This window comes from Variovorax sp. P2_H12 (assembly GCF_056403395.1).
The window spans coordinates 165,821-189,182 of sequence record NZ_JBFUFO010000022.1 but is presented as its reverse complement, the minus strand read 5'-3'; the positions used below and the strand labels follow the sequence as shown (position 1 = coordinate 189,182).

The following is a 23,362-nucleotide window of genomic DNA, read 5'->3' as shown; positions in this document are numbered from 1 at the left end:
GGGCAGTTCCAACCATGCGCGCATCCTTCCTTTCCCTCGTTCCGCCGGGCTCCGGCGGCGTTCGGGACTATGCGACCGTGATCGGGAATGCCCTCCAGTCGCCGCCCGTGGAAATGACCCAGACGACCGACATTTCGTCCCTTTCGGGTGACTGCCTGCTGCTGCACTTCAGCGGCTACGGCTTCCAGAAGCGCGGCGTGCCACTCTGGCTGGTCGAGCACATGCGCAGCCTGCGCACACGCTTCCAGGCGTTCGGCGTGGTGTTCCATGAACTGTTCGCCTCCAGCCCGCCCTGGGGCTCCGCGTTCTGGCTCGGCGCCTGGCAGAAGCGGATCGCCCGGGAACTGCTCGACCTTTCGGATTTCTGGCTGACCAACCGGGAGGAGTCCGGCCGCTGGCTCCTGGCTCGGCGCGACGCCACGCCGCACCGCGTGCTGCCCGTTTTTTCGAATGTGGGAGAGCCGGCGTCGATCGACACCGACCGGGCACCGCATCTGGTCGTCTTCGGCGGCCCCGGCGTGCGTGCCAACGTCTACCAATGGGCCGGCGGCGAGGTGTTCGACTGTGCGCGACGAAGGGGCCTGGTCATCCATGACATCGGTCCGCCGCTGCAGGAGGCTTCGCTCGCGCAGCGCCTGGTCCGCGAAAAGGCCGTGGTGCACGGGAAACTGGCGGCGCAGGAGGTGAGCCAGGCCCTGTCCGGTGCCAGCTACGGCGCCCTCTCCTATCCCACCGACTACGCGTCGAAGAGCGGAGTGCTCGCCGCCTACAGCGCCCACGGCGTCTGCCCGATCCTGCTCTGGAACGACTACCGGCCGCATGATGGGCTGGTCGCCAACGTCAACTACGTGGCCGGCTTCGCGGCGCTCGAAGACATCGATGCGCGCACTGTCGGCCGCCAGGCGCACAGCTGGTATGAGCCGCATTGCGTGCAAGCACATGTTGCCGCCTTGAGAACGATGAGCAGCGAGGTTCGCAGATGAGCGACATCCGCTTCCTGTGGATGTCACGCGAACGGCCGGCGCCGGGGTCCCGGCGCTGGTTTGTCGTATGGGCCAAGCGGGCGCTGCATTCCCGCGCGCTGCTCAAGATCATTCTGGCGAGGCGCAGCTTTCGCGTCCGCGGGGCGCAGGTGGGCGAACTGTCGATCCTCGATCGATTCGAACTCAAGGGCGCGGCCGCCAACCTGAGCGTCGGCGAGCACAGCTTCATTTCGGGGTCTTCGGAGATCGTCGCGCTCGACCAGGTCCACATCGGCTCACGCGTCGTGATCAACGACCGGGTCAGCATTCTCACGGCGAGTCACCATGTCGGGGACCCGGGCTGGCGATCCTTCAAGAAGCCGGTGCGCATCGAGGACTACGCCTGGATCGCGGTCGGCGCGACCATCCTGCCGGGTGTCACGATCGGCTACGGCGCGGTCGTGGGCGCGGGCGCGGTGGTCGCGAAGGACGTGCCGCCGCTGGCGGTCGCCACCGGCAATCCGGCCGTCGTTCGCCTGAACGCGCGTCCCGCCGACCTCTGCTACGACCCGGTGGCCCTGCTGCCGCCGTTCGAGGCGTGGATCGGCCGTCGCGCCGATCCGGCGAGTCCGGCGAATCCGCCCATGCACGGCCTAGAGCCGCGGCCATGAACATGGTGCTGGTCACGCACCCCGGGCTGCAGCACTCGCACCAGCTCGCCCTTGCGCTGCATGAGCGTTCGCTGCTGAAGTCGTTCTGGTCCGGCGTGCCGGTCGTGGCCGACGGCGAAGCGCCGCCGTGGTGGCTGCCCGCCGGCTATCGCGAGAAGGTCCGCAAGGTCGAGATCCCCCGCTCGCTGCGGCGCCATCCGGCCCGCTTCCAGCTCGCTTTGAGGATGTCGGGCTCGATCGTCAGGCTCGGCGTTCCGGGTTCGGACATCGTGCACCGTGTTTTCCACTGGTACGACCACTGGGCCGCGCAGCAGATACGACAGTTCAGGCCGAAAGTCGTCGTCGCCTACGAAAACGCGGCCTATCACACGTTCCAGGCAGCCAAGGCGGTCGGGGCGCGCTGCGTGCTGGACGCCGCCGCCTTCCACCACCGGACGGCCGCCCGGCTGCTGGACGCCGTCGATACGCCTTACACGCCCGAGATCAATCGCCGCAAGGACGAGGAGATCCGGTTGGCCGACCTGATCCTGACATGCTCTCCGCTGGCTGCGGAAAGCTACACGGACAACGGCGTGCCGGCCGACAGGATCCGGTCCATGATGCTCGGTGCCGAGTTGCCGCCCGACGTGCCGGCGTGGCAGGCCCACGACGGTCCGCCGCGCTTCGTCTTCGCCGGCGCGCTGAGCCGGCTCAAGTCGATCGACAGCATCGTCGCCGCCTTCCGACGGCTGCATGCCGAGGGCATCGACTACGAGCTGGAGTTCGTCGGCGGCGTCGCCGACGCCGAGTTGCTGCGCGCCGTGCTTGCCACGCCCCATACCCGCCACACCCCGAGCGTGCCGCAAGGCAAGTTGTTCTCGATCCTCGCGCGTGCCGACTGCCTGCTGCTGCCCTCGCGCTTCGATTCGTTCGGGATGGTGGTCGCCGAGGCGATGGCTTGCGGAACGCCGGCCGTGGTCTCGACGAATACCGGCGCCAAGGCGATGATCGAGGCCTTTCCAGGCAGCGGCTGGATCGTGGAGCCGGAGTTGGAGCCGCTGCATTCGCTGCTGCGGCAACTGGCTCGCAGCCCGGAGCAGCTGCATGCCGCGCGGGCCATGGCGCGCCGGTCGGGAGATGCGTTCTCGTGGGCGAGCTACCGAAGCCGCGCCGGAGAGTTGTTCGAGGAATTTGTTCAATGAGTACGGTGGCCTCCCATTCCCATGCACCGGCGCGCAAGTCGACGCTGACCCGTGCCGGCAAAACCTTCATCGCGGTGTTCCTGATCATCGTGCTGGAAGGCGCCGTGCGGAAATGGGTGAGCTCGGCGGCCACGCTGCCGCTGCTCCTGGTGCGCGACCTGCTGGCGATCTATGTGGTCGCCTATGCCCTGCGCAATGGCGCGCTGCAACGGCACAAGGGCATCACCCAGACACTGCTTGTGTGGTCCTGCCTGGTCGTGGCCTGGGGCCTGCTGCAACTGGTCGCCGGAGAGAGTTCGCCCACCGTGCTGCTGATCGGGCTGCGCTTCTGGCTGTTGTACATATGGTTCGGCGTGGCCGCTGCCGCCGCCATGAACGAAGCCGACTATCGGACCGCGGCGCGGGTGGCCGCCTGGACCTTGCTGCTGATGACACCGCTGGTCGTGCTGCAGCACTATTCGCCGCCGGGCGCGCGCATCAACAGCCAGGTCGATGGCGACGAGACCGGCGTTTTCCTGGTGATCGCCGATGTCGTCCGGACCACCGGAACTTTCAGTTTCACCGCCGGCTACACCACCTACCTGGCGCTCATGACGCCGCTGGTGTTCGCGTTTGCCGGGGCGCGCAAGCGGGCCAGGTGGCAGACTCTGTTCGCAATGGCGCTGTTCGGCGCCTTCGTCGTCTCGAGCATGGTGAGCGGCTCGCGCACCGCCGTCACCCTGTCTGGCTTGATGGTTGCAGGCTACTTCGTCGGCCGGTTCTGGCTGGCGCGGGGCAAGGCCAAGGTCCGGGCCGCCGTGGGCGTCGTCGCCGGACTCGTGCTGCTCGCGGTGCTGCTCTTTGCCTTCAGCGGTGCGATCCAGATCACCGAGCAGCGCTTCCAGGAGGCCTCCGAGGTCGAGGGCTTCTGGGGCCGCGTGCTGATCATCTTCATCGGCCAGCCCTTCGCCTTCGACCAGTTCACCTGGCTCGGCTCCGGCATCGGCCTGGGCTCCAACCTCGCGACCTATACGCGCAGCGGCGGCACCGACGTCTTCGCGCTGGCCGAAGTCGAGGCCAGCCGGATCCTGCTCGAAGGCGGCCTGATCGGCTACGTGTTCTCCGCTTTCAAATTGGCTGTCGTCGTCGCCGGCATCAGCAAGAGCTTGAAGCTGTCCTTTCGGCTGCACTCGGTCTATCCGATCCTGCTGTGGTTGGTCGTCTCGCTCGCCATCCTCACCTGGTCGGCGATCGGCCAACTCTCGGCCCACGGCCTGCTGGGCATCATGCTGGCGTTCGGCCTGCTCGTATTCCGGCATCCCACGGCCGAGTTCTTTCCCCCTCGCAATCCATCGGCGTGAGACTGCTCCATCTGATTCCCTCGGTCGATCCTCGCGGAGGCGGACCGATCGAAGGCGTGCTTCGAATCCATGAGGCCCTGGTCGCGCTCGGCCACGAGAGCGAACTGCTGTCGCTGGACGATCCGGCTTCGGCCTGGGTTCGCGAATGCCCGGCGCCGCTCCACGCGGTGGGGCCGTCGCGCACCAGCTACATGTACAACGCGAACGCCGCGACGTGGCTGCGCGAGCACGCGGCCGGCTACGACGCGGTGATCGTGAACGGTCTTTGGCAATACGCCGGCTTCGCCGCCTGGCGTGCGTTGCGTGCGTCGACCACGCCCTATTTCGTCTACACCCACGGCATGCTCGACCCGTGGTTCAAGCGGCGCTATCCGCTCAAGCACCTGAAGAAATGGCTGTATTGGCCCTGGGCCGAGTACCGCGTGCTGCGTGACGCCGCTGCAGTGATCTTCACCTGCGAGGAAGAGCGCCTGTTGGCGCGCCAATCCTTCTGGCTCTACCGCGCCCGGGAAGTCGTCGGCTCGTACGGCACCTCCGAGCCGCCTGCGGATGCGGCGGCCCTCACCGAGGGCTTCCTGACCCGCTTTCCCGAGCTTCGGGGCAAGCGATCGCTGCTCTATCTCGGACGCATCCACGAGAAGAAAGGCGGCGACCTCCTGGTCGACGCATTCGCCCGCGTCGCCGCCGATGCACCCGAGCTGCATCTGGTCATGGCCGGGCCCGGCGACGAGGGGCTGGTGCAGCAGCTCAAGAAACGTGCCGCGGAGCACGGCATTTCGGGGCGCATCACCTGGACCGGGATGCTGCTGGGCGACCTCAAATGGGGTGCCTTCCACGCGGCGGATGTGTTCTGCCTCCCATCGCACCAGGAGAACTTCGGCATCGCGGTGGTGGAGGCGCTGGCCTGCAGCAAGCCCGTGCTGATCAGCAACAAGGTGAACATCTGGCGCGAGATCGAGCAGGACGGCGCAGGCCTGGTGGCCCCGGACACGCTGGCCGGCACGATCGACACCCTGCAACGCTGGCTGGCGCTGACGCCGGCGCAGGTGACGGCCATGCGCGTCGCGGCGCGGCGCTCGTTCCGGCATCGTTTCCAGGTCGGGCAGGTCGCGCAAACGCTGGTCCGGATCATCGGCGAACATTCTCCCGGGCCGGGCGCCGCCTCGACACCGCCCAGACCGCGCCGCACCGGCGCCGGAACGCTGCCCGAGGGTCAATGAAACTTCTTGTCTACGGAATCAATTTCGCGCCGGAACTGACCGGCATCGGCAAATACACGGGAGAGATGGTCGCCTGGCTCACGGCCAGGGGGCATGAAGTGCGGGTGGTGACGGCGCCGCCCTACTACCCGGATTGGGCGGTCTGGCCCGGCTACAAGGGCTCACGCTACGCCCGCGAGGAGTGGCATGGCGCCACCGTCTTTCGCGCGCCGCTGTGGGTACCTCGCAAAGTGACGGGACTGAAGCGGCTGGTTCACCTGGCCAGCTTCGCGCTTTCGAGTATTCCCACGCTGCTCGCCCAATGGCGCTGGAAACCCGACGTCGTGTGGGTGACCGAACCGCCGCTGTTCTGTTCCCCGGCGGCGCTGGCCTTCGCGCGCCTGCGTTCGGCGAAGGCATGGCTGCACATCCAGGACTACGAGGTGGATGCCGCCTTCGAGCTCGGCCTGCTCAAGGGCGCCGGCGTGCGATCGTTCGTTGCCTCGGTCGAGCGCGGCCTGATGCGCCGGTTCGACCGCATCTCGACGATCTCCCTGCGCATGCTGGAGCGGGCGACCCGCAAAGGCACGGAAGACGCACGGCTGATCTCGCTGCCGAACTGGGCCGACGTGTCGGCCGTGCAGCCCCTGCGGACGGCGAGTCCCTATCGGGCGGAACTGGGCATCCGGCCCGATGCCGTCGTGGCACTCTACTCGGGCAACATGGGCGCCAAGCAGGGTCTGGAACTGCTGGCCGAGATGGCCGACATGCTGCAGCACCAGCCCGACCTCGAGTTCGTGTTCTGCGGCAACGGCGCCGGCCGCGCCGAGTTGATGCAGCGCTGCGAGAAGCTCCAGAACGTGCGCTTCCTCGACCTGCAGCCGGTCGAGCGCCTGGGCGATCTGCTCGGCCTCGCCGACATCCATCTGCTGCCGCAGCGCGCGGACGCCGCCGACCTCGTGATGCCTTCCAAGCTCACCGGCATGCTCAGCAGCGGCCGGCCCGTGGTCGCCGGCGCGAGAGCCGAAACGGAGCTCGGCAAGGTGACCGCCCAGTGCGGCCTGGCCGTCCCCCCGGACAACGCCCGCGCCTTCGCCGATGCGGTGCTCCAGCTGGCCTCGCAACCCGCTTTGCGCGCGGAACTCGGCCTGCGCGCCCGCGCCTTCGCCGAAGCCCACTTCGACCGCGACGCCGTCCTCGCCCAGTTCGAACGCGACCTCCAGTCCTGCCTGAAAAGCTGAAAGGCCGGCGAAGCCCGGCCTTGTTCGCAAAACACCGCGGATCTGGCTTCACCAGTCCGCCGGTGTTGCCCCCGGTAGGGGGTGGGCGCCCGGACACGCAGTGCCGGGCAACCTGGGGGCGAGCAACAGCTACTGCTCTTCGGGCAGGATGCTCTCGTAGTTGTAGTTGGTGTAGCGGTAGCGGCCGTACTTGTAGGGCGCATAGCCCCTGCGGCGCACGTTCATGCCGTTGAGCAGGACGCCGGTGGCCGCCTTGCCGCCCATCGCGAGACGCCGTGTGCTTTCCTTCAGCTCACCCATCGTGGACTGCTCGGCGCGTGCCACCAGCAGCACGGTGCCCACGTGCGCGGCCACCGTGCTCGTGTCGGCGGCGACCAGCACCGGGGGCGCGTCGACGACCACCAGGTCGTACTGGTCGGACAAACGTTCGAGGATCGACTTGAACGAGTCCGAGATCAGCAGTTCGGCCGGATTCGGCGGCAACTGCCCGGTGGCCAGGAAGTCCAGGCTGGGAACCACCTGGCGGTGCACGGTCTGCTGCACCGTCAAGCTGCCGGCGATCAATTCCGACAGGCCGCCGTGACGCTGCAGGCCGAAATACTGGTGCGTGTGGCCGCGCCGCAGATCGGCATCGATCAACAGGGTCCGCTTGCCGGCGGCTGCCATCAGCGCGGCGAAATTGGCGGCCACGAAGCTCTTGCCGACGCCCGGCGTGGGCCCGGTGATCAACACGCGGTTGTTCGGCGACTCCAGCATGGCGAACTGCATCGCGGTGCGCAGGCTGCGCAAGCTCTCGACGGCGGGGTCGTCGGTCTTCTCGATCGTCAGCAGACGCACGCCGGTGGCGCCGCTCAAGCGCCGCTTCGCGATGGCATCCTGTGCCGGACTCAGCGGAATGGTCGAGAACACCGGCAGGCCGATGTCGGCCTCGACCTCGTGCGGATCGCGGATGCGCTGCTCCACGAAGGCATTGCGCAGGAACGCCGCGCAGATGCCGAGGAACAGGCCCAGGGCCAGGGCCGCAGCCATGATGACCGTCCGGTTCGGCTTGATGGGGAACATGGGCAGCACGGCGTCGTCGAGCACACGGACGTTGCCGACCTTGCCTTCCTTCACCAGGCGAAGCTGCAGCGCATTGTTGAGCAGCGACTGGTAGAGCTCGGTGTTCACCTTGACATCGCGCTCCATGCGCACCGCTTCCTGCTGGATCGCGGGCAGCCCCTTGATCCGCGCCTGGATCGCGACCATGTCGGTCTTCAACGCCGCGATCTGGGAATCCAGCGTCTGGACCAGCGGATGATTGGCGGTGAAGCGCGCTTCGAGTTCGCGCCGGCGCTGTTGGGCCTCCAGCAGCTTGCTCTGGCGGTCGACAGCCTGACCCAGGATCAGCGTCGCCTCTTCGGAGAACGCCACCGTTCCCTTCTGGTTGCGATAGCGGTTGTAGACCTCTTCGGCGGCCTCCATCTGACGCTTGAACAGCGGCAACTGGACGTCGAGGAACGCCAGCGTCTTCTGCGCTTCCGCCGCCTTGCGCTCGACGTTCTGCTGGACGTACTGATCACCCACGGCGTTCAGCACCCGTTGCACCCGGTTGGGATCGATGTCCTGCAACGCGACATTGATGATGCCCGACAACTTGCCCCGTTCGCTCAGGATGAGGCCGGACTGAAGCGCGAGGGTGGTCGGCAGCTTGGGCAGACGCCGCAGGTTGAACTCGGCGCCCGGCTTGCCGGACAGCGTGCCCACCATGAGCGCGAGTGGCCCGGCGGGGGTCTGCGCCTTCAAGAGGGTGCCGACCGTGCCGGTCAGAGGCTCAGGCAGCGAGGAGGCCGACAGCGTGTACTGACCGTCGCCCTTGGCCGTCACCTCGAAGGACGTCCCCTCCATCGACTTCGGCACATCGAACTGCGTCACGTCGATCTTCTCCGTGCCCGACACATAGCCGCCGAAACCCAGGAAGCCCGGCTCCGACAGATCGCTCGCCCTGCGCGCCAGCCAGCCCCCGATATAGGGCACATAGCGCGGGCCGGCCACGACGTCGAGCTTGATCGCATCCACGACCTTGCCGGCGATCATGCGCGAGCGGATGATTTCCATTTCGGCGCTGCCCGGCGTCTTGGCGTCGAACAGTCCGCCGACGTCGCTGAGAACGCCCTTGCCGCCGGTGTCCGGGCTCTCCACCTGGATCACCAGGTTGGACTCGTAGACCGGCCGTTCGAGGAACGCATACACCACGCCGCCAAGGAACACGACCAAGGTCACGAAGGCGATCAGCCACTTGTTCGCAACGAGCACCTCGAGGTAGTGCCCGACGTCGAAGTCCTCCTCGTCCGCCGTGCCGAAGGAACTTGGAGTGGGTTTGGGAATGAGAGAGGAATTCATCGGCTGGATACTCTTGAAATGCGTTTGACCCATTGCTGGGTGCCGTCTTCAATGAGCGTCAGCGACCGCTCGAAAGAGGCGCGCCCGGCCCGGTAGGGGTCCGGCACGTCCTGATCGCTGAACTCACAGAGACGAAATACCTTGCCGGAGGCAAATAGATAGCGCTCCTCGATCTCGCGGCGCTGCTCGCCGTCCATCACGAGGATCAGGTCGGCGCGCTGGCACACCTCGGAGTTGATCTGCCGCGCGCGGTGGCCCTCGATGGGGATGCCGCGCTCCTGCATCAGTTCGCGGGCCATGGCATCCGCGGGCTCACCCACCAGGGCGCCGAGGCCGACGGACGCGACCTGCGCCTCCGGCAAGGCCGCGGCGAGCAAGCCTTCGGCCATCGGGCTGCGGCAGATGTTTCCGATGCACACGACGAGGATGTTCTGGATAGTCACGGTCGGCTCGGTCAGCGGCCGGTGACGGTGAGCGTCTGGTAGGAACTCGCCGTCGTGGCCGTCGGCAAGATCAGGTTCAGCACACGGTTCCACTGCACCAGCGGCACCGGGTCGACATACACCACGTCCTTGGGCTGCAGCGCGAAGCCATTCGCCATCGCAATCGCGGTGGGCGTGCGGCCGTCCAGATGGAAGATCGACTGGCCTTGGGCCTCGTTGCGGATCACGTAGATCTGGCGCGGATTGGCGGTCGTCAGGTTGACGCCGCCCACTTCGGTCAGGGCGTCGTTCAGGCTCAGCCGGCCATTGCGCATCAGCACCCCGGTCTGCTGCGTCACCTCACCCATCACCGTGACCTTGCGCTCCTCGCGGCCGCGCACATAGATCATGTCGCCCGGGCGCAGCGGGAGGCGGCTGGGATTGATCCCGGCATCGGCCATCGCCATCAGGTCGATGGGGATCGTCTTGCCGTCGCGCGTCAACTCGAGCGAAGAACGGTCGCCGTTCGGCGTCAAGCCGCCCGCGCGGTTGATCGCTTCCGCCAAGGTCATCGGAATGTCCGTGAACAAGATCAGTCCGGGTGAACGGATCTCGCCGTCCATGTAGGCGCGCTTGCTGCGGAAGGCCTCGACCCGGACGCTGATCTGCGGGTCCTTGAACACGCGCGCCAGGCGCTTCACCACCGCCTGCTCCATTTCCTGAATGGTCATCCCCGCCACCTTGAGCGCCCCGATGTACGGAAAACTCAACTGGCCAGTGTTCGAGACGATGTAGCCGGGCGCGGGAGAAACGCTGGCGGGGTCGGCCACCGTGGTCGCGGGAACGGAGCTGAACACCATCTCGGGATGGTCGAACACCACGATGCCCACCACATCGCCGGGACCGATCCGGTAGGGCTCCGTCGGGCCCAGCAAACCCATCACTTCGGCGCTGAGCTTGGTCTGACGGGTGGCCGCGCGATGCGCCCCAATCAGGGCAGGAGTGATCTCGGTCAACGCGCCCGCCGGCGGCGGATCGATCTCTGAGGTCGAAAAACCGGCCGGCGACACAGCTCGCTCGGCATCGTTGCTGGCAGAACGGAAGCCCGGCGCCAGTGGCGCGCAGCCCTGTACCAGCACGCCCGCCGAAACCAGCAGCACGGCATGTAGTAAAAAATGCTTCAAGTGCAGCTCCGCATGGTGACCCCGAAATGAATACTTTTGCAAACAGTTACGACTGTACATCAGGAGCGGGGACGACTCAAATGCTTTCTTGGCGTAGAACTTTAGTCAGAGGAAATTTTTCTGATCCGGCGTGGAAATCGCACGATTCCAGGAATTTTCCGACTCGAATGAGGCCCGAAGCGGCAGGTTTTTCGCTGCCCGCGCTATTGATTCAATAGCATCAAAGCCGCACGCAGCGGTGCAGGCTACGGATTTTCCGTCTGTGCTGCGCGCTTCCAGGCAGCCGACGCCTGGTCAGCGTCATCGCGCGCCTCGGCCAGCTGCGCCAGCGCTTGCCAGGCCCGCCGGTGCAGGTTCGCATCCTGTAACCCCAGGCCAGCTTGTGTGAGCAACTGTTGCGCCTTGCCCCACAGCTGGCGCTTCATGCAGGCCATGCCCGCCAGGTACTGCAGATTGGCATCGCGTGGATTGTTCCGCTGCGCCGCCTCGATCCGCGACAGCCAGTCGGCATCGACCGAATCGAGACCCGCTTCCAGCGCACGGACCAGCTTCACGCGCAAGGCTTCACCCAGGCTTTGCGGATGCTCGACCATGCGCTCCCAGGCCGGCAGCAGCCAGGCGCGCGCCAAAGCAAGATCGCCGCGCAGCGCCACCATGCGCTGGGCCGCATGGATCGCGACCTCGGGCATCTCGCGCTCCCAGGTCTCGAGTTCGCCCCAGGCGCGCAGCAGCTGGGAAGGATCGTGGGCACCCGACAGCAGCTCGCTGGCCAGCCCGCGCACGATGCTCTGCGCCGCGGCATCCGAGAAAGCCCTGTGCTTGGCCAGCAGCCGGGCAGTCTCTAGAGCCTCGAGCGTGCGCCGATCCTGCCTTGCCGCCTTCAAGCGCAGCCGCAGTGCCAGCGTACGCCGCTGGGCGCCCTGCGGCAGTTCCTCGAGCCGCGCCAGGGCCGCCGGCGCGTCTCGATCGTCGAGCGCCCAGCGGGCGGCGCGCAGCTGAACGCCTTCGCGCGTCTCGGGCGTGACCAGCACGCCGCGCTCGGCACTCTCGTTGAGCGCCTGCTGCAGGTGGGCGTCGCGTGCCGGGCGGTCCTGCAGCGATTGCGCGCTCTCGGCCGCCAGCAGATGCGCCAGCACCCGCACCTGCAAAGCCTGCGGCAGGCGGGCATCGAGCGCGGCCAGCGTTCTTTCCTGCGCCAGCGCCGCCTGGGCCGCCTTGCGCGCGCGCGAGAAACGGCCGGCCAGCAGTTGCGCCGCGGCATCGAGCAGTGCCGTATGCAGCGCACGCTCCTTCTGCTGCAGCCGCCATTGGCGCGCCTGCTTGGGCAGCGAAAACAGCGCCGCCAGGCCGCGCAGTGCGAGGTGCAGCAGCACGAAGGCGGCGAACAGCAGCAGCAGCACGAGGTTCAGCGAGAGGTCGACCCGCCAGGGCGGCCAGAAGACGGTGATCGTGCCCTGGTTGTTGCCGGCGAACAGCGCCACCGCGGCGGCGATGCCGAACAGGGCGAGGAACCAGAGGACGGCGCGCATGGCTTTTCGAGCCTGCCTTAACGCCCGGCGGCGGCCGTGGCGAGCGCGGCCAGGGTTTCGTCGACGCGTGGCGGCTCGCTGGTGCGGATTTGAGCCTGCACCTGCTGCACCAGCGTGGCCGCGGCCTGGACCCGACGCGAGGCCGGATCGAAATAGCGGTTGATCGCCGCCGAGACGGTCGCCATCTCGCCGCGCGCCGTATCGACCTGCCTCGACAGCAGGGCCAATCGGGCATTGAGCAGCTTGAGCTTGAGGTTTTCGCGCAAGAAGAAGGTCTGCTCGGGTGTCAGCAGCACCGCCTCGGGCCGCTCGATGCGCCCGACGCGCAGCAGCGAGCGGGCCTCGGTGCGCACCATCAGCAGGAAACGCTGCCACCAGGGCGCATCGGCCGGCAGCGGTTCGGCCTGCAAGGCGTCCGACCCGCCGCGACGCAGCGCCACGGCGTTGAGCGCCGGCAGGTCGTCCACGCCGCGCATGAGTTCGTCGAGCTTCTGCAGTGCATCGCTGTTGTCGATGCTGGCGCTGCTGCGAAGGCGGTCGGCGTCGTGCTGCATGGCGCGCTGCAGCGGCGCCAGGCGCGGCTGCGCCGCGCGCGCAATGCGCAGATCGCCGGCCTTGAGCGCGGCCAGCAGCGGCTGCACATTGCCGGTGACTTGCGCCTGCTGCAGCGCCAGCCGCACGGCGGCCTCGATGTCGATCACCAGGTTCTCGTCGCGCGAGCGCGACAGGCTCTGCATCAGTTCTTCGAGCTGGGAGCGTTGCAGTGCGACCTCGCCGACCCGGGTTTCGGCCAGTGCCAGCCGGGCCGCGGTGTCGCGCACGACTTCTTGCGCCTGGCGCGCCAGGGTCCGCGCCTCCAGCGACTGGGCCAAGGCGTCGGCGCTCTGGCGGGCGAGTTGTTCCTGCATGCCGCTGACCTTCTGCCAGAGCGCCAGCGCGATCAGCAGCGCGACCACGGCGACGATCGCGAACAGGCCGAACGCCAGCCGCGAAAGCAGCGCCACCGCGGCCGGATGGCCGGCCTGCAAAGGGGTCGGCATCGGCGCGCGCAGCGCGGGTTCCGGCACGGGCTCGTTGAAGACGGGAGCGTCGCTCATGCGAAGGATTCTATCGACGCCACCAGCGCCGGCAGCGAAGGCCGCGACACCTGCACGCGGCCGAAGCCCGCGTCGCGCGCGGCGTCCGCAATGCGCTCGTGCGTGACGAGCGCGCGTGCCGACCGCCAGCCGACAGCGGGCAGGAGCCGGCGCAGGTTGGCGATCGCCTCCGAGCTGCTGAAGAGCCAGGTCGCGGCACCGCTGGCGCCATCGAGGGCCAGCCTGCGCTCGGCCTCGCCGAAGGGCGGCGGCAGCCGCCGATAGGCCGCCACCGCATCGCAGGCGCCGCCGGCGGCCGCGATTTCGCGGGCCAGCCAGTCGCGCCCCGTGGCCCGTCCCGCGGCGTCGCCGCCCCGCACGATCAGGATCCGCACGCCCGGACCCACCTGCGTCCGGGCCAGAGCCCACAGGTTTTCGGAATCGAACTGCGCCGCATCGGCGGACGGCGCGTCGATCGCCGATGCCGGCACCCCGGCCTCACGCAGCCCGCGGGTGGTGCCGGGGCCGGTGGCCCAGAAACGCAGCTGCGCGGGCACGCGGACATCGATGCCGCGAAAGAAATGCTCGGCCGCGGCAGCGCTCACGAACATCAGCGCGTGGTAGTCAGCAAGGCGCTGCCAGGCGGCGTGGAGCTGCGTCGGGTCTTCGAGCGGCTCGATCGCGATCAATGGCAGCGCAACCGCCTCCAGCCCCGCCGCACGCAGGTCGTCCACCCAGCGCGCAGCCTCTCTGGCCGGCCGTGTGATCAACAGCATGGGCAGGCCTGGCGACGCTTCATGTCCGGAGCAGGCGCGCCACCGCTTCGCCCAGCGCCGCCGCTTGTGCGGCATCGGCCGCATCGGCCACCCGATGCACGCGCACCAGCGGCGTCACGCCTTCGGGATCGCCGAGGGCGGCGTCGATGCGCAGGCGGCCGTCGGCCTGCCAGCGCGCGTGCGCGGCCAGCGGCATCGAACAGCTGCCGCCGAGGGCGCGGCTGACGGCCCGTTCGGCGGCAGTCGCGAGGCCGTCGCCGCGGCTCGCCAGGGGCGCGAGCAACGCGAACAGGTCGGCGCGGTCGGACCGGACCTCGATGCCGAGCGCACCCTGCCCGGCGGCGGGCAGCATCGTGTCGGGCTCGAAGCACTCGCGGATGCGGCTCTCGAGACCGAGCCGCTTGAGCCCGGCGGCGGCGAGCACGATGGCGTCGTACTGACCCTCGTCGAGCTTGCGCAGCCGGGTGTCGAGATTGCCGCGCAGGGGCTCGATGCGCAGATCGGGCCGCAACGCGCGCAGCAGAACGACGCGGCGCAGGCTGGAAGTGCCGACCACCGCTCCCTGCGGCAGCGCGGCCAGCGAGGCATGGCGCGGCGACACCAGCGCGTCGCGCGGGTCTTCGCGCTCGAGTACGCAGGCCAGCGCGAAACCCTCGGGCAGGTCCATCGGCACATCCTTGAGCGAATGCACCGCGATGTCGGCGCGCCCTTCCTCGAGCGCGAGTTCGAGTTCCTTGACGAACAGGCCCTTGCCGCCGACTTTGCTGAGCGAGCGGTCGAGGATCTGGTCGCCGCGGGTGGTCATGCCGAGCAGTTCCACCGCGTGGCCCTGTTCTTGCAGCAGCGCCTGGACGTGTTCGGCCTGCCACATGGCCAGGCGGCTTTCGCGCGTGGCGATCACGATGTTGCTCAAGACCGTTTTCCGTATGAAAGAGAGACCCGTGGGATGCTAGCATGTTGCGCCGCAGCAACGTCGGCATATCCCCAGTCCACGAGGAGAAGTTTCGAATGAAGACGAGCCCCGCACCGGTTGCCGCGAAGCGCCGGACCCGTGACGAAGACCTGCCCCTGGTCGCCGACATCCGGCTCCTGGGCCGCATCCTCGGCGACGTGATCCGCGAACAGGAGGGGGACGACAGCTACGCGCTGGTGGAGAAGATCCGCACCCTGTCGGTGGCCTTCCGGCGCGATGCCGACCATGCGGCGGACCGGGCGTTGAAGAACCTGCTGAAGGGACTGAGCGCGGCCGAGACGGTGAGCGTGATCCGCGCCTTCACCTACTTCAGCCACCTGGCCAACCTGGCCGAGGACCGGCACCAGATCCGCCGCCGCACCGAGGCCGACCGCGCCGGCGACAGCGCCGAGGGCAGCCTGGAGACCGCGCTGGCGCGCATCCGCAAGGCCGGCATCAAGCCCGAGGCGGTGGTCGAGTCGCTGGCCCACAGCTACGTCTCGCCGGTGCTCACCGCGCACCCGACCGAGGTCCAGCGCAAGAGCATCCTGGACGCCGAGCGGGCCATCGCGCAGTTGCTCGCCACCCGCGACGAGATCGCGCTGCGGCAGCGCGCCTTCGCCGGTGGCAAGGATGCGCTGACGCCGCTCGAGTACGCGGACAACGAGCGCCAGATGCGCACGCGCGTCACGCAGCTCTGGCAGACCCGCCTGCTGCGCTTCTCCAAGCTCACGGTGGCCGACGAGATCGAGAACGCGCTGAGCTATTACGAGGCGACCTTCCTGCGCGAAATCCCGCGGGTCTATGCCGATCTCGAGAAGGCGCTGGCCCACGGCGCCAGCGTGCCCTCGGTGGCGCCCTTCCTGCGCATGGGCCAGTGGATCGGCGGCGACCGCGACGGCAACCCGAACGTGACCGCCGAAACGCTGGAGTACGCGCTGCGCCGGCAGAGCGAACTGGCGCTGCGCCATTACCTCACCGAAGTCCACTACCTGGGCGGCGAGCTGTCGCTGTCGGCCACGCTGGTGGACGTGTCGGTCGAGATGCAGGCGCTGGCCGAGCGCTCGCCCGACAGGAACGAGCACCGGGTCGACGAGCCCTATCGCCGGGCCCTGGCCGGGATCTATTCGCGGCTGGCCGCCACCCTGCGCGAGTTGACCGGCGGCGAGGCCGCGCGCCATGCGGTGCCGCCGCAGAACCCGTATGCGACGGCCGAGGAATTCCTGGCCGACCTGCACACCATCGAGGAGTCGCTGGCCGACGAACACGGCACCGTGCTCGCCGCGCCGCGCCTGCATCCGCTGATCCGTGCCGTGGAAGTGTTCGGCTTCCACCTGGCGACCGTCGACCTGCGCCAGAGCTCCGACAAGCACGAGGCGGTGGTGGCCGAGCTGCTGGCCACCGCGCGCATCGAGCCCGGCTACGCGGCGCTGACGGAAGAGGACAAGCAGGCACTGCTGCTGCGCCTGCTCGACGACGCCCGGCCCCTGCGCGTGCCTGACGCCGACTACTCGGCGCTCGCCCGCAGCGAGCTCGCGATCTTCGCGGCGGCACGCACCGCCCGCGCGCGCTTCGGCGCGGCTGCGATCCGCCACTACATCATCAGCCACACCGAAACCGTGAGCGACTTGCTCGAAGCGCTGCTGCTGCAGAAGGAAGTGGGACTGCTGCGCGGCACCTTGGCCAACAACGCGACCTGCGACCTGATCGTGGTGCCGCTGTTCGAGACCATCGAGGACTTGCGCAACGCGGCGCCGATCGTGCGCGCCTTCTATGCGCTGCCCGGCATCCACGCGCTGGTGCAGCGCTCTGGCGCCGAGCAGGACGTGATGCTGGGCTACAGCGACAGCAACAAGGACGGCGGCATCTTCACCAGCAACTGGGAGCTGTACCGCGCCGGGCTGGCGCTGGTGGCGCTGTTCGACGACCTCAATGCCGACGGCGGAGCGCCGATCCGGCTGCGCATGTTCCATGGCCGCGGCGGCACCGTGGGCCGCGGCGGCGGTCCGAGCTACCAGGCGATCCTGGCGCAGCCGCCGGGCACCGTGCGCGGCCAGATCCGCCTGACCGAGCAGGGCGAGGTGATCGGCTCCAAGTATGCCAACAGCGAGATCGGCCGGCGCAACCTCGAGACGCTGGTGGCCGCGACGCTCGAGGCCACGCTGCTGCCGACCGCCAAGGCGGCACCCGCCACCTTCGTCGCCGCAGCGGCCGAGTTGTCCGAGGCCAGCATGGCGGCCTACCGCGCGCTGGTCTACGAGACGCCGGGCTTCGGCGACTACTTCTTCAGCGCCACGCCGATCCGGGAGATCGCCGAACTCAACATCGGCTCGCGCCCGGCTTCGCGCAACCCGAGCCGCAGCATCGAGGACCTGCGCGCCGTGCCCTGGAGCTTCAGCTGGGGCCAGTGCCGCCTGACGCTGCCGGGCTGGTACGGCTTCGGCTCGGCGATCGAGCGTTTCCTCGCGCAAGCCGCCAACCCGGCCGCACGCAAGGAGCGCCAGGCGCTGCTGCAGCGCATGTACGCCCAGTGGCCGTTCTTCCGCACACTGCTGTCGAACATGGACATGGTGCTGGCCAAGAGCGACCTGGCGCTGGCCTCGCGCTACTCGGAGCTGGTGGCCGAGAAGAAGCTGCGGCAGAAGGTGTTCTCGATGATCGAAGCGGAATGGCACCGCACCTCCGAGGCGTTGACGCTGATCACCGGCGCGAAGCAGCGCCTGGAGGGCAACGCCGACATGCAGCGTTCGATCCGGCATCGCTTCCCCTACATCGACCCGCTGCACCACCTGCAGGTCGAACTGATGCGCCGCTACCGTGCGGGGCAGGTCGACGAGCGGCTGCAAAAGGGCATCCACATGTCGATCAACGGGGTGGCGGCTGGGTTGCGCAACACCGGCTAGCGGCCCGATGGGGCCGCGGCGCGGGGGGCCGGCCCATCGGATCAGTCCCCCAGCAACTCCCCGATCGACTGCAGGTCTTCCACGTGGTCGCAGACCGCCTTCACGACCATCGTGATCGGAATGCCCAGCAGCAGGCCCCAGATTCCCCACAGCCAGCCCCAGAAGATCACGCCGACGAAGACCGCGACCGGATTCATGCGGCTGCTCTTGCTCGTGAGGACGGGCACCAGCAGGCTGCCGACCAGGGTATGGATCAGCAGTGAAGTACCGCCCACCAGCAGGGCCATCTCGACGCCGTTGAATTGCAGGAAGGCCACCAGCGCCGCGGCCGCCATCACGATCAGCGAGCCGATGTACGGGATCAGGTTGGTCACCGCCGCCACGATGCCCCACACGGCCGCGTTCTCGAGCCCGATGCCCCAGAACGCGAGGCCGGTCGCGATGCCGACCAGCGCGCTGGTGAGAATCTGCACCAGCAGGTAGCGCTCGATATGCACCGTGATGTCGTCGAGCACATGCACCGTGATCTTTTTCTTCTCCAAGCTGGGCCCCGTGATCTTGACCAGCTTGCGGCGAAAGGTGTCGCCCGAGCCCAGCGCGAAGAAGGTCAGGAAGGCCACCAGCGTGAGCTGGCCAGCGGCGGCGATCAGCCCCACCGTACCGCTCCACAGGTAGTCGCGGACGTTGAACGGGGGCCGCTCGATCATCACCCGCGCCACGCCCTTGCGCGCCGCCACCTTGGCCGAATTCTCCTCGGCCGCCTGCTCGAGCTGCGCCGCAGCCTTCTGCACCGTGTCGAGGGTGTTGGTGTCGGCGGTGCGGCTGCTGGTGCGCATCGCAAGGCGCAGCTTCTGCGCCGCCACCGGCAGCGAATCGACCAGCTCGGAGGCGCTGCCGGCGAGCGAATAGCCGGTCCAGCCGAAGGCACCGCCGATGCCGAGCAGGATCACGGCCGCGCCGACCCAGCGCGAGATCTTCCAGCGTTCGAGACGATCGACCAGCGGCGCCAGCGCATAGGTCAGCATCAGGCTCACCATGAGCGGGATGAAGACCGCCGCCGCCCAGCGCAGCGCGAACACGCTGGCCAGCACCGCCAACACCAGCAGCGACGCGCTGCGGACGTCGACCGGCATGTGCAGCAGCATGCGCTCGGGCTCCTGCGGCGGCTCGACCGCGGCATCTGCCCCCGGCTCGACCACATCGTTCACCGTGCGTCCTTGAGCGCTTCGCGCACGGTCGACAGCTGGCGGCGCGACACCACCACCGGCTCGGGGATGCCGTCGAGCCGCAGCGCCCAGCCTTCGGCGTCCTCGCCGTCGTCGTATTTCTCGAGGGCGCGAATGGCCGAGCGCGCCACCAGCGCGTTGCGGTGCACCCGGACGAACTTCGCCGGATAACGTTCCTCCAGCTCGGCCAGGGAGCCGTCGAAGATGTGGCTGCGCGATGCGGTGCGCACCGTGAGGTACTTGAGCTCGGACTTCAGATAGAGGACCTCCGACAGCGGGACCCTCTCGGTGCGGCCGCGGTCCTGGATCAGCAGCGCGTCCTGCGGTTCCGGGACCGGCACGCGCCGCTCCCTCAGATAGCGCTCCGCCTTCTGCAGGGCCTGCTGAAGCCGTTCGGCCCGCACCGGCTTGGTCAGGTAGTCGACCGCCTCGAGTTCGAAGGCCGTGACCGCGTGGGCCGCATAGGCGGTGACGAACACCACGGCCGGCGCAGCCTCGTGATGGCGCAGCCTGCGGGCCAGTTCGAGGCCGTCGAGGCCGGGCATGTGGACGTCCAGCAGCACCAGGTCGTAGCGCGCGTTGGCGAGCTGCTTGAGGGCGCCCTCGCCGTGCGCCGCCTCGGCCACCACCTCCGCGGCCGGCGAACGGCAGTCGGCCAGCAGGGCGCGCAGGCGCGAACGCGCCAGCGCTTCATCGTCGACGATCAGGGTGCGAAGAGGATTCATGCTCATGACTCGGCAGGAATGGCGATGCGTACGCGGTAGCTCTTCTCGTCCATGCCGGCGCTGAACTGCGCCTGCATGTCGTGCAGCAGCCGCAGGCGGTCGCGCACATTCGCCAGCGCGATGCCATGGCCGCGGGGCAGCGGCGCATCGGCCCAGCGCAGCGGCGGCAGGCTGTTGACCACCTCGATCAACACCATGCCACCGCGACGCTCGGTTCGGATACGCAGGCGGGCGCCGTCCGGGCTCGGCTCCACGCCGTGCTTGACCGCATTCTCCACCAGCGGCTGCAGCAGGAGGGGTGGCAATCGGGCGTCGTCGGCGGCCGGATCGATGTCCCAGCGAATCCGCAGCCGGTCGCCGAAGCGCACCTGCTCGATCGCCAGATAGCGCTCGGCCAGCGCGATCTCGTCCGCCAACGTGACCGATTCGCCCGGATCGGCCAGCGCCTGGCGGAACAGCTCGCTCAGGTCTTCCAGCATGGCCTCGGCCTTGGCCGGCTCCTGGCGCACCAGGGCGATCGCGCTGTTGAGGGTGTTGAACAGGAAGTGCGGCCGGATGCGCGACTGCAGTTCCTCGAGCCGCGCCGTGGTGGCCGCCGGGGTCTGGCCGCGCGCCCGCAGCACCAGCGCCGCCATCATCAGCCCCGAAAACAGGACGCCAGCCAGGGCGCTGGCCAGCCAGGGCGCCGCGCCGACCACGCCGGTCAGCCGCAGCAGGCCGCAGCCATAAAGGGCCGACAGCGCACCGAGCAGGGCCCCCGTTGCGTACTGCGCCGGGTCCGGCAGCCGTGCCAGCAGCCGCTTCAGCCCACAGGTGGCCAGCAGCCAGACCAGCGTGGCGGGCAAGGCCCCGCCGGTGACGGTTGCGGCCAGCAGCAGCCATTCGGACAGCGTCGGCGCCAGGAACATCGTGGCCACCGCGACCACCACTTCGACGAACAGCACGGCGCGCAGCACGACACCGATCTGGCAGGCGTCGAACAGCGGCCTGCCGGGACGCGCCGACACCCGCCCCCTGCGCTGCAAGGGCGAAGTTGAAGGCGTCGCCGGCGMCGCCGAAAGGGGGGCCGATAAAATCGACGGGTTGCGCATCGCAGAAACAATGGGTGTCAAACCCATTATTGCCTCCCCTGATCGGTTCCCATGACCCAAAACCAACTCGACAAGAAATCCGAAGCCTGGTCCGCCCTGTTCTCCGAACCGATGAGCGACCTCGTGAAACGCTACACGGCCAGCGTGTTCTTCGACAAGCGGCTGTGGCAGGCTGACATCGAAGGTTCGCTGGCGCATGCCGGGATGCTCGCAGCCCAGGGGATCATCGGCGCGCAGGACCACGCCGCCATCCAGGGTGGGATGAAGCAGATTCGCGAGGAAATCGAATCGGGCGCCTTCGACTGGAAGCTCGACCTCGAGGACGTGCACCTGAACATCGAGGCCCGGCTCACGCAGCTGGTGGGCGATGCCGGCAAGCGGCTGCACACCGGCCGCAGCCGCAACGACCAGGTGGCCACCGACGTGCGCCTGTGGCTGCGCGGCGAGATCGACCTGATCGGCGGCCTGCTGACCGACCTGCAGAAGTCGCTGCTGGCGCTGGCCGAGAAGAACGTCGAGGTGATCCTGCCGGGCTTCACCCACCTGCAGGTGGCCCAGCCGGTGAGCTTCGGCCACCACATGCTGGCTTACGTGGAGATGTTCGCGCGCGACGGCGAGCGCATGGCCGACGTGCGCCGCCGGGTGAACCGGCTGCCGCTGGGCGCCGCGGCGCTGGCCGGCACCAGCTACCCGCTGGACCGCGAGGCCGTCGCCCGCGCGCTGGGGATGGACGAGGTCTGCCAGAACAGCCTGGACGCAGTCAGCGACCGCGATTTCGCGATCGAATTCACGGCCGCCGCCTCGCTCGCCATGGTGCACATCAGCCGCCTGAGCGAGGAGCTGGTGCTGTGGATGAGCCAATCGTTCGGCTTCATCGACATCGCCGACCGCTTCTGCACGGGCAGCTCGATCATGCCGCAGAAGAAGAACCCGGATGTGCCCGAGCTCGCCCGCGGCAAGACCGGCCGCGTGGTCGGCCACCTGATGGCCCTGATCACGCTGATGAAGGGCCAGCCGCTGGCCTACAACAAGGACAACCAGGAAGACAAGGAGCCGCTGTTCGACACCGTCGACACGCTCAAGGACACGCTGCGGATCTTCGCCGAGATGGTCGGCGGCATCACGGTGAAGCCGGAGGCGATGGAGCGCGCCGCCCTGCGCGGCTATGCCACCGCCACCGACCTGGCCGACTACCTGGTCAAGAAGGGCCTGCCCTTTCGCGACGCGCACGAAACCGTGGCCCACGCGGTCAAGGCGGCGATCTCGCACCAGGTCGACCTGTCGGAGCTGCCGCTGGCCGTGCTGCAGACCTTCAACCCGAAGATCGAGAAGGACGTCTATGGCGTGCTGAGCCTGCGCGGCTCGCTGAACGCCCGCGACATCCTCGGCGGCACCGCGCCGGCGCAGGTGCGCCGGCAGATCGCCCGGCACCAGGCCAGGCTGGCCTGAAACTCACGGTGCTTGGTCGACTTCACGGCCGAGAAATGTGAAGTTCTGCGGCAATAGGCCCATGGACGAAAGGCATCGACCGTCCGTTGTGTTCCTAAATGTAAGAATGTAGTGCTAAAGTTTGGCATGCTTTGCGCTTACGGATCAGGGTGAACCCTGAACCGAAGCCGTTACCGAGCGCCGAACTCCATGGAAAAACCCCGCTGCGTCGTCGTCATCCTGACCTTCAATTCCGCTTCCATCATCCGGGAAACCGTGTCCGAAGCGAAGAAAGTCAGCCCGCATGTCTTCGCGGTCGACTCCCATTCGTCGGACGGCACCCCCGCGATCCTCGCGGAACTGGGCTGCACGGTGGTGCAGCGCCCGTTTTCCAACTACAGCGACCAGCGCAACTGGGCGATCGCGCAGGTCGAGCAGGCCTATGAGTGGCAGCTGCACCTCGATGCCGACGAGGTGCTCGACGCCCGTGCGGTGGCCGACATCAATGCGCTGCTGTCCGGCACGCCCGGGTCGGACGCCTACCTGATCCGCCGCCGCGACTATTTCATGGGCAAGATGCTGCGCTTCAGCGGCCTCAACCCCTGGCACCTGCGCCTGTTCCGTTCGGGCCAGGGACGCTGCGAATCGCGGCTCTACGACCAGCACTTCATCAGCCCCGCGACGCCCGGGCGCCTCGGCGGCTTCATGCACGACAAGAACTCGGCCCGGCTCAGCGACTGGATCGCCAGCCACAACCGCTGGAGCGACGCCGAGGCGAAAGAGAAGCTCGGCCCGCGCGGCGCCGCCGACGACGTGCTGAAACCCCGCCTCATGGGCGATGCCCGGGAGCGCACACGCTTCATCAAGGAGCTCTACTACAAGCTCCCGATCGGCATCCGCTCGCTCGGCTATTTCGTCTATCGCTATGTCTTTCGCCTCGGCTTCCTGGACGGCAGGACCGGCTTCTATTTCGCCTTTTTCCAGGCGCTCTGGTTCCGCATGCTGGTCGACGCGAAAATGTACGAGCAACGCAACCAGCAGCCTTCGAACTGACTTTACGGAGTGATCACGCGC

19 protein-coding genes are annotated in these 23,362 nt (G+C 68.2%); 9 read left to right on the top strand and 10 right to left on the bottom strand.

Features of this window, described 5'->3' with window-relative positions:
- The first annotated feature begins 14 nt into the window (after window positions 1-14).
- Genes AC1DYK_RS17590 through AC1DYK_RS17565 form a run of 6 tightly spaced genes read left to right on the top strand, consistent with a single transcriptional unit; the run spans window position 15 to window position 6,594 of the window.
- Window positions 15-983: a hypothetical protein gene (locus AC1DYK_RS17590; protein ID WP_478167484.1), complete on the top strand. Its 969-nt coding sequence runs from the start codon at window positions 15-17 to the stop codon at window positions 981-983.
- A complete protein-coding gene (locus tag AC1DYK_RS17585) occupies window positions 980-1,633 on the top strand; it encodes an acyltransferase (RefSeq protein WP_478167483.1) in 654 nt (217 codons plus the stop codon). The genes AC1DYK_RS17590 and AC1DYK_RS17585 overlap by 4 nt, the downstream gene beginning before the upstream one ends.
- Window positions 1,630-2,814 carry a glycosyltransferase gene (locus AC1DYK_RS17580; protein WP_478167482.1) on the top strand — a complete coding sequence of 395 codons (1,185 nt, stop codon included), beginning with the start codon at window positions 1,630-1,632 and terminating at the stop codon, window positions 2,812-2,814. Before AC1DYK_RS17585 ends, AC1DYK_RS17580 begins: the two co-directional genes overlap by 4 nt.
- Window positions 2,811-4,154 carry a hypothetical protein gene (locus AC1DYK_RS17575; protein ID WP_478167481.1) on the top strand — a complete coding sequence of 448 codons (1,344 nt, stop codon included), beginning with the start codon at window positions 2,811-2,813 and terminating at the stop codon, window positions 4,152-4,154. Before AC1DYK_RS17580 ends, AC1DYK_RS17575 begins: the two co-directional genes overlap by 4 nt.
- Window positions 4,151-5,374: a glycosyltransferase gene (locus AC1DYK_RS17570; RefSeq protein WP_478167480.1), complete on the top strand. Its 1,224-nt coding sequence runs from the start codon at window positions 4,151-4,153 to the stop codon at window positions 5,372-5,374. The genes AC1DYK_RS17575 and AC1DYK_RS17570 overlap by 4 nt, the downstream gene beginning before the upstream one ends.
- Window positions 5,371-6,594, top strand: a complete 1,224-nt coding sequence (locus AC1DYK_RS17565) for a WcaI family glycosyltransferase (RefSeq protein WP_478167479.1) — start codon at window positions 5,371-5,373, stop codon at window positions 6,592-6,594. Before AC1DYK_RS17570 ends, AC1DYK_RS17565 begins: the two co-directional genes overlap by 4 nt.
- 129 nt (window positions 6,595-6,723) lie before the next feature.
- Here the strand turns inward: AC1DYK_RS17565 and AC1DYK_RS17560 are convergent, their stop codons facing one another.
- The 7 genes from AC1DYK_RS17560 to hemC all read right to left on the bottom strand — a co-directional run bounded on the left by AC1DYK_RS17560 (window position 6,724) and on the right by hemC (window position 14,876).
- Window positions 6,724-8,976 carry a polysaccharide biosynthesis tyrosine autokinase gene (locus AC1DYK_RS17560; protein WP_478167478.1) on the bottom strand — a complete coding sequence of 751 codons (2,253 nt, stop codon included), beginning with the start codon at window positions 8,974-8,976 and terminating at the stop codon, window positions 6,724-6,726.
- Window positions 8,973-9,413, bottom strand: a complete 441-nt coding sequence (locus tag AC1DYK_RS17555; protein WP_478167532.1) for a low molecular weight protein-tyrosine-phosphatase — start codon at window positions 9,411-9,413, stop codon at window positions 8,973-8,975. Before AC1DYK_RS17555 ends, AC1DYK_RS17560 begins: the two co-directional genes overlap by 4 nt.
- Before the next feature lie 17 nt (window positions 9,414-9,430).
- Window positions 9,431-10,624, bottom strand: coding sequence for a polysaccharide biosynthesis/export family protein (locus AC1DYK_RS17550; RefSeq protein WP_478167477.1), 1,194 nt, complete (start codon window positions 10,622-10,624; stop codon window positions 9,431-9,433).
- 203 nt (window positions 10,625-10,827) lie between these two features.
- Window positions 10,828-12,111: a heme biosynthesis HemY N-terminal domain-containing protein gene (locus AC1DYK_RS17545; protein ID WP_478167476.1), complete on the bottom strand. Its 1,284-nt coding sequence runs from the start codon at window positions 12,109-12,111 to the stop codon at window positions 10,828-10,830.
- Window positions 12,112-12,128: 17 nt separating this feature from the next.
- Entirely contained in the window at window positions 12,129-13,208 is a 1,080-nt protein-coding gene (locus AC1DYK_RS17540; RefSeq protein ID WP_478167475.1) for a uroporphyrinogen-III C-methyltransferase, read from the bottom strand.
- On the bottom strand, window positions 13,205-13,963 hold the full coding sequence (locus tag AC1DYK_RS17535; RefSeq protein ID WP_478167474.1) for a uroporphyrinogen-III synthase: 759 nt from the start codon (window positions 13,961-13,963) through the stop codon (window positions 13,205-13,207). The genes AC1DYK_RS17540 and AC1DYK_RS17535 overlap by 4 nt, the downstream gene beginning before the upstream one ends.
- Before the next feature lie 19 nt (window positions 13,964-13,982).
- On the bottom strand, window positions 13,983-14,876 hold the full coding sequence (gene hemC, locus AC1DYK_RS17530; RefSeq protein ID WP_478091718.1) for a hydroxymethylbilane synthase: 894 nt from the start codon (window positions 14,874-14,876) through the stop codon (window positions 13,983-13,985).
- Between the two features lie 95 nt (window positions 14,877-14,971).
- On the opposite strand from hemC, the gene ppc reads away from it, so the two are divergent.
- Entirely contained in the window at window positions 14,972-17,818 is a 2,847-nt protein-coding gene (gene ppc, locus AC1DYK_RS17525) for a phosphoenolpyruvate carboxylase (RefSeq protein WP_478167473.1), read from the top strand.
- Between the two features lie 41 nt (window positions 17,819-17,859).
- Here the strand turns inward: ppc and AC1DYK_RS17520 are convergent, their stop codons facing one another.
- Genes AC1DYK_RS17520 through AC1DYK_RS17510 form a run of 3 tightly spaced genes read right to left on the bottom strand, consistent with a single transcriptional unit; the run spans window position 17,860 to window position 20,887 of the window.
- On the bottom strand, window positions 17,860-19,026 hold the full coding sequence (locus AC1DYK_RS17520; RefSeq protein WP_478167472.1) for an AI-2E family transporter: 1,167 nt from the start codon (window positions 19,024-19,026) through the stop codon (window positions 17,860-17,862).
- Window positions 19,023-19,769, bottom strand: coding sequence for a LytR/AlgR family response regulator transcription factor (locus tag AC1DYK_RS17515; protein WP_478167471.1), 747 nt, complete (start codon window positions 19,767-19,769; stop codon window positions 19,023-19,025). The genes AC1DYK_RS17520 and AC1DYK_RS17515 overlap by 4 nt, the downstream gene beginning before the upstream one ends.
- A gap of 2 nt (window positions 19,770-19,771) precedes the next feature.
- Window positions 19,772-20,887: a sensor histidine kinase gene (locus tag AC1DYK_RS17510; protein ID WP_478167470.1), complete on the bottom strand. Its 1,116-nt coding sequence runs from the start codon at window positions 20,885-20,887 to the stop codon at window positions 19,772-19,774.
- A gap of 24 nt (window positions 20,888-20,911) precedes the next feature.
- Between AC1DYK_RS17510 and argH the strand changes: the two genes are divergently transcribed.
- Window positions 20,912-22,309, top strand: coding sequence for an argininosuccinate lyase (gene argH, locus AC1DYK_RS17505; protein WP_478157344.1), 1,398 nt, complete (start codon window positions 20,912-20,914; stop codon window positions 22,307-22,309).
- Between the two features lie 189 nt (window positions 22,310-22,498).
- The gene (locus tag AC1DYK_RS17500; protein ID WP_478167469.1) at window positions 22,499-23,341 is read left to right on the top strand and encodes a glycosyltransferase family 2 protein; all 843 of its coding nucleotides are present in this window, start codon (window positions 22,499-22,501) and stop codon (window positions 23,339-23,341) included.
- The last annotated feature ends 21 nt before the right edge of the window (window positions 23,342-23,362 follow it).